This window comes from Vibrio sp. Y176, assembly GCF_033438945.1.
Genome location: NZ_JAWOQS010001182.1, coordinates 1 through 519 on the forward strand (window position 1 = coordinate 1; position 519 = coordinate 519).

The 519-nt window shown below is 46.2% G+C and carries 1 pseudogene; it reads left to right on the plus strand.

The features are described 5' to 3' along the window. Positions 1–495: pseudogene (locus tag R7O13_RS30865) on the plus strand (amidophosphoribosyltransferase); the annotation flags it as partial. Positions 496–519: the final 24 nt, after the last annotated feature.

Sequence of the window (519 nt, forward strand, 5' to 3'; positions counted from 1 at the left end):
AAGAAATCAGTGCGTCGCAAGCTAAACGCTATCCGCTCTGAGTTCGAAGATAAGAACGTGTTGCTGGTGGATGTCTCTATCATTCGCGGTACGACATCAGAACAAATCATTGAGATGGCTCGCGACTCCGGCGCGAAGAAAGTGTACATGGTGTCTGCTGCACCAGAAGTTCGCTTCCCTAACGTTTACGGTATCGATATGCCGAGCGCGACAGAGCTAATTGCTCATGGTCGTGACAACGAAACCATTTGTAAACAGATTGGTGCGGATGCGCTTATTTACCAACGTCTAGATGACTTAGTTGAAGCGGTAGGTTTAGGTAACCAAGATATCACGCAGTTCGATACATCAGTATTTAATGGTGAATACGTAACTGGCGATATCGATCAACAATACCTCGACTTCCTAGATGGTTTGCGTAATGACGATGCAAAAACGCAACGTGAAATTCAGCAAGATCTAGCGAACCTAGAGCTGCACAACGAAGGCGCGTAAATCTGCGCCATCATTATCGGGATT